This window comes from Candidatus Accumulibacter vicinus (genome assembly GCF_000584955.1).
Classification (GTDB): domain Bacteria; phylum Pseudomonadota; class Gammaproteobacteria; order Burkholderiales; family Rhodocyclaceae; genus Accumulibacter; species Accumulibacter vicinus.
Map to the genome: position 1 here is coordinate 34,202 of NZ_JDSS02000042.1, position 3,882 is coordinate 38,083.

Below are 3,882 nucleotides of genomic sequence, written 5' to 3' on the forward strand. Positions count from 1 at the left end.
CTGGGGCTACTGAGTAGTTACGAAGGGGAAAACTATGCGCATCACCAGCAAAGGTCAGGTGACCATTCCCGTTGAAATTCGCAAACAGGCCGGGCTGATGCCGAATACGGATGTGGAGTTTGAATTCAAGGACGGTGTTGTCCGGCTCATGCCCAAGGGAGGAACACGCGGCCAGCAACTCGTCGAGCGCCTGCGTGGCGCTTTCAAGGGCTGCGGCATGACCACCGATGAAATCATGCGCGAAACCCGGGGTGAGGACTGATGCGAAGTTATCTCATCGACACCAACGTCATCATCGATGCGGCGGACCCGGACTCCCAATGGTACGCCTGGTCGGCTGCCCAGCTCATCTCCGCCTCGAACGATGGCGCGGTGTTCATCAACCCCATCATCTACGCGGAGTTGGCCGGCTATGCCGATTCGGAGTCGCAGATGGCCTCGATCCTCTCCGATATGCTGCTGGAGCGCGCTGACCTTCCCTGGGAGGCGGCATTCCGCGCTGGGCGAGCTTTTGTCGCCTACCGCCGTGCAGGCGGGACCAAAACCGCCCCGATGCCTGACTTTTACATTGGCGCCCACGCCCAGGTTGCCGGGCTGACCTTGCTCACCCGGGATGCCCGCCGTTATCGCAGCTACTTTCCCGAGCTACGCTTGATCGCCCCCGACTCGATGCCGTAGTGGAAATCAAAGGGGCAGGCGTGTTTTGTCTGCTGATCCCTTTGGCGCCGAAAGACAACAAGAGGCCCACTTCTTTACCTGATTTTCGCTGGATAAAGCGAACGTGGCCCCTTATTTCTTGCTACGGCACACTATTTGAGCCCGGCCCCTTGAACCTCGCGGATTGCCGATCCGGCGCCTTCTGCACGAGACGCCGCTGGCGAGTCCGCCGCGGCGGGATCGATTCGTCGACCTGGCGCTGCGCCTTGGCATACACCTGATCTGAAGCCGGCGTCGGCTGGCGATCGCCTGTGGGCGGTTCGGCGGGACGACGGTTTGACGCTGTCCGTGCGAACACCAACGGAGAAGCCCGGTCGAGCCCTACCCTGTCTTCCTTTGTTGCCGTTCGTACTTGCGGACGGCGCGGCTGACGGTCATGTAGTGCACCGCGAAATGTCGGCCGATTTCCACCATCGTATAGGCACCGGACTGGTAGGCCAGAGCCATGGCGAGATCTCGCTCGGGGTAGCGCATCGCGTACTCATCGAGCGGTAAAGCCACTGCGCGCCTATGAGCCTTCGAGACCTCGCGCAATTGCTCCGGAATGCCTTTCTGGCAATGCCGTTCCACGAAAGCGCGATCGCCCAGCACCCACTGCTGGCGGGCTTCCAGAACGGGACTCGGCAAACCTCTGCCAGCCAGCAGAAACTCCACATAAGCGCGGCGAGCCACGTCGCGCTCCGGGGCAAACTGCCGTAGCAGCCAGTCCACATCCAGCCATGGTGGCGGAACTTCCCGGCCGACAACGAACGGAAAGCTGCTCCAGGGCCAATCATCGAGCGAATCGACCATCCGGGCGCGCAGCGGATTCAGGACCACATAACGAGTCAGCTCCAGCAGGTAGACTTCCTTCTGCACCAGGATCGCCTGGTAGCGCCCCTGAAAGAGGTGCCCAACCAGGCCGTGGCGGCGGTTGAAGCGCTGCGTGTAGAGGCCGTTCAAATGCCGCATCCCGAGCGACAAATTGCCATCCGGCGTCTCCAGCAGCAGGTGATAGTGATTGGTCATCTGGTTGGATTTCTTATCCCTCTAATGGTATTGTTATGGTATTGTATCGGATTTATCCAAGGCGCCCAGGATAGGTTGTCGCGACTAGCGGGCCAGCCCGAACGCATGGCGAATCATCGCGCATTCCCTCAGCGACCAACGCCCGGCGGACCGCTTCGCCGGCGTCGTCGGCGCCGACCGCCAGCAGCATGTCCACTTTCGCACCCAGTCGATGCAAACCGAGCCCGAGGTTCAAGCCTTTGCCGCCGTGCTCCCGAAACACCCGCTTGGCAACGAGGGACTCGCCGGAATGGGGCAAGCGATCCCACATACATGAAATGCGCGTTCATGTAGTTGCCAAGAACGAATGGACGCATTGCTTGCTCCTCCAATCAAGTCTTTATGGTATTGTTATGGTGTTGTATCGGATCTATCCAAGGCGCCCAGGATAGGTTGTCGCGACCAGGAATTTGGGCGCGCTTTCGACCTTCACACAGGAGAATAAAAATGCGGCCATCCATTGTTTTCGACCCGATCGCGGCTTCGCCAACCGGCGACCTTTCACCTTGTTTCAGCTTGGCCCGGCGCGTGCTGGAGAGGACGAAGAAGTACCTGCCGCAGGCAGTCTTGATGTGCTGCGCTCTTCTCGCCGGGCACACCGCGCGCGCCGAGGTTCTGGATTTCGACGATCTGGTCATGAATGTCTCCGGGGTCTTGAACGTCCCGACCCCCTACAAGGGCTTTCTGTGGGGCACTGTCGGCGATACCGACCTGTTCGCCTGGGGCGACTCCAGCTACGCTGCCGCCAATAGCTACGGCAACAGCTACAACTCTCCCTCCGGGGAGAATCAGGCATCCAACTACGCCGGCCCGGTTCTCGGCCGTCTGGCCAGCGGCAACGCCTTCGATTTCAACGGTGCCAATTTCTCGACTTTCACCATCTACGATGCGCTGCAATCCGATTCCGCCACGCTCCTCACTCTGGAAGGCTTCAACGGCGCAACGCTGGTCGAAAGCCTGACGGTCAGTCTCGGTATCGGCTACAACTGGGTGCAGGCCGATTTCCTTGGCATCACCTCGCTCCGCCTGAGCGGCAGCAATTCCGTCGTCCAGCCCCACCAAACGCGCTGGATGATGGACGACTTCACGTTCAACGCCACATCCACTGGGGTTCCCGAACCGGCCACGCTGCTGCTCGCGCTCTGCGGATTGGGATTGATTGGTCGTTGCCGACGCGCGATCAGCCGCGGCTGATCGCGACATCCCTCCAGGCGCTCAGATCGCCGCCGGATCGCTGCCGACTTCCGGCTGCGGCTCGTCGAGCGCTGTCGCCACCGATCGAAAACTGACGCCGTTCTTCCTTTGTCGCCGAGTAGAGCGAGACCCGATGACGGTTTTCGCCAAATTCAGTTCGATACCCATTCCGCTCTCGTCCCGGTCATCACGCCGGCGCGCCGATCCGCAGCGGCGCCTTCGGCGGCAAAATTAAAAGGGGACAGCCCACGTTTTCCCCTCCGCCAGCCTCCATGCAATCCTGGGCAACAGCACCGGACTGACACACTCTCCCGCCGACGGTCCGGCGATCGATAGATACTTTCCACCCTCCGGATCGCGGCAAACAAGCAATTCATTGCCCGTCAGATCGAGTAGCCAGACTTCCGGGATGCCGTGGCGCGCGTACAGATCAAGTTTCACGCCGCGATCGTAGTCGACAGATGAACTGGCAACCTCGACGATCAACAGGACATCCGCTGGACCGGGGAGGCGCGCCATATAGTCTCCGGGCTTGAGCAGGGCAAGATCGGGCTGCGGTTCGCAGCGATCGTTGAGGCGGATCGGGTTTTGCGTGCTGACCAAACCGTCTTCGCCGGCGGCGAGCGTGAACAGGCGTGCCAATTGGTTGACGACGTAGGCGTGTTGGCTACCGATCGGGGCCATGTCGACGATCTCTCCCTCGATCAGTTCTACCCTCTCTTCGTGGCTGAGTACACCCGCGTCGGCCATCTTGTGATATTCGTCGACGCTGATGCGGTGTCGTGCTCGGTCCATCAGTTCGCTCATGGAGCCCATGCCTGGTTTCTCCTGCGAAGTAGTTTGCGCCAGATTGGCGAAAGGATAGCAAGGATAGGGAGGAGGATAGGAGATCCAACGCCACCTCCGCAAGTGATGCGGGCTCTG

The 3,882-nt window shown here is 60.5% G+C and carries 6 protein-coding genes; 3 read left to right on the forward strand and 3 right to left on the reverse strand.

Annotation, left to right across the window (positions count from 1 at the left end; genetic code table 11):
* Window positions 1-34: 34 nt before the first annotated feature.
* Both CAPSK01_RS18180 and CAPSK01_RS18185 read left to right on the forward strand, forming a co-directional pair.
* On the forward strand, window positions 35-262 hold the full coding sequence (locus CAPSK01_RS18180; RefSeq protein WP_034914363.1) for an AbrB/MazE/SpoVT family DNA-binding domain-containing protein: 228 nt from the start codon (window positions 35-37) through the stop codon (window positions 260-262).
* A complete protein-coding gene (locus CAPSK01_RS18185) occupies window positions 262-678 on the forward strand; it encodes a type II toxin-antitoxin system VapC family toxin (RefSeq protein ID WP_034914367.1) in 417 nt (138 codons plus the stop codon). The genes CAPSK01_RS18180 and CAPSK01_RS18185 overlap by 1 nt, the downstream gene beginning before the upstream one ends.
* A gap of 360 nt (window positions 679-1,038) precedes the next feature.
* On the opposite strand, the gene CAPSK01_RS18190 is transcribed toward CAPSK01_RS18185, so the two are convergent.
* On the reverse strand, window positions 1,039-1,725 hold the full coding sequence (locus CAPSK01_RS18190) for a transposase (protein ID WP_034930054.1): 687 nt from the start codon (window positions 1,723-1,725) through the stop codon (window positions 1,039-1,041).
* A gap of 52 nt (window positions 1,726-1,777) precedes the next feature.
* Window positions 1,778-2,035, reverse strand: coding sequence for a PfkB family carbohydrate kinase (locus CAPSK01_RS18195; protein WP_034930057.1), 258 nt, complete (start codon window positions 2,033-2,035; stop codon window positions 1,778-1,780).
* A gap of 245 nt (window positions 2,036-2,280) precedes the next feature.
* Between CAPSK01_RS18195 and CAPSK01_RS18200 the strand changes: the two genes are divergently transcribed.
* Complete coding sequence (locus tag CAPSK01_RS18200; RefSeq protein ID WP_273704025.1) at window positions 2,281-2,958, forward strand: PEP-CTERM sorting domain-containing protein; 678 nt, start codon at window positions 2,281-2,283, stop codon at window positions 2,956-2,958.
* A gap of 231 nt (window positions 2,959-3,189) precedes the next feature.
* On the opposite strand, the gene CAPSK01_RS18205 is transcribed toward CAPSK01_RS18200, so the two are convergent.
* Window positions 3,190-3,882, reverse strand: a 693-nt coding sequence (locus CAPSK01_RS18205) for a Uma2 family endonuclease (protein WP_273704026.1), incomplete at its 5' end; no start/stop codon positions are given.